At 78.5% G+C, this 1,332-nt stretch carries 1 protein-coding gene; it reads right to left on the bottom strand.

Going from position 1 to position 1,332, the window contains the following annotated elements:
• Nucleotides 1-171: 171 nt before the first annotated feature.
• Nucleotides 172-1,188, bottom strand: coding sequence for an Acg family FMN-binding oxidoreductase (locus FNQ90_RS23430; protein WP_323380142.1), 1,017 nt, complete (start codon nt 1,186-1,188; stop codon nt 172-174).
• Nucleotides 1,189-1,332: the final 144 nt, after the last annotated feature.

The following is a 1,332-nucleotide window of genomic DNA, read 5'->3' as shown; positions in this document are numbered from 1 at the left end:
GGGGGGGGGGGGGGGCGGCGGAGGCCGGCCCCCCGCGGGGGGGGCCCCGGCCCCCCCCGCCGGGGGGGGCCAGGGGGGCGGCGGGGGGGGGGGGCCCCCGGGCCCGCCCCGACTCCGCCGCCGGCCCGTCCCGGGGCTGAGCCCGGGCGGCGCCGGGACCGCCCGGCCGGTTCACGGACCGGGTGGCAGTGGGCGTCCGACCTCCAGGATGTCGCCGACCGGTCGGCGCGGGGTGGGAGGGCTCTCGGGCCCGTACCCCAGGCGGATGACCATCTGGATGTGCGACACCGGTGACATCGGATCGCGGGTGGTCCACCGCAGTTCGTCCCACTCCAGGGTCTGCGAGGACAGGGAGGTGGCCAGGCCCCGGTCGGTGGCCACCAGGAGCACCCGTTCCAGGGCCTCGCCCGCGCGCAGCCAGTCGAAGGGTCGGTCCCCGTCGGTGCCCAGCAGCGCCAGGCGGGGGGTGGACTCGAAGTCGACCTCGGGACGGCCGGGCACCGGCGCGCGACCGGCGAAGTCCCGCACCACGGTCCGTCCGTCGCGCTCGCGCGGGCCGAAGGCGTACTCGGGAACGCCGTCCACCGCGCTCCCGGCCTCGGCGCCGGTGCGGGTCCAGCGTTCCAGCTCCCGCCCGCGCGCCGGGTCGGTGCCGTCACGGCCCTCGGCGTCCTGCAGGAGTTCGAGCACGGTGGCGGTGTGCCAGGCGTCGGGGTGGATGAGTTCCGCGCCCTCGATCCGGGCCGCCTCCGTCAACGCCCTGAGCTCCTCCTCGGGGATCCGGTCCGGGAGGAAGGGGTGACGACTGGTGCGGCGGGCGCGGATCGCCGGGTACAGGGCGGCCAGTCCGGCGGCCTCCGACGGCTCCGGGGCGCCGGCGGGCAACCGGCGGAAGACCACGTCCGCCAGCAGGCGGGGTTCGGCCGGCTCGGGGAGCAGCCGGACCTCGGGCAGCAGTTCGGCGTGTGCGGCGGCCACCCGCAGGTTGCAGATGGCGGCGCCGCAGCCGAGGTGCAGGCCGCGTCCCTCGGGGTCGGCGTGGGGGACCACCCGGTCGAGGTCCGCCCACAGTTGGAGGGTGGTGTCGTCGGCGAGCAGCCGGAACCGCCACGGCTGGGCGTTGTGCAGGGAGGGCGCCAGGGAAGCGGCGGTGACCAGCGAACGGGCGACGGCCTCCCCGATGGGCACCGGCGGCCCGACCGGTTGGCCGACCCGGTCGGCCGGGACTGCGGGGGCGGGCCGGTCCGCGGCCCCGCCCCCGGAGCCCGGGCCACCGTTCGGGGAGGTCGGGGAACCGGGGCCGGGCTCCGGGGGTTTGCCCTGTCTCTTATA

Source organism: Streptomyces alkaliphilus, assembly GCF_014141535.1.
GTDB lineage: Bacteria > Actinomycetota > Actinomycetes > Streptomycetales > Streptomycetaceae > Streptomyces > Streptomyces alkaliphilus.
Note: the sequence above shows the minus strand (reverse complement) of the source record. Positions and strands in the feature narration are given on the sequence as shown.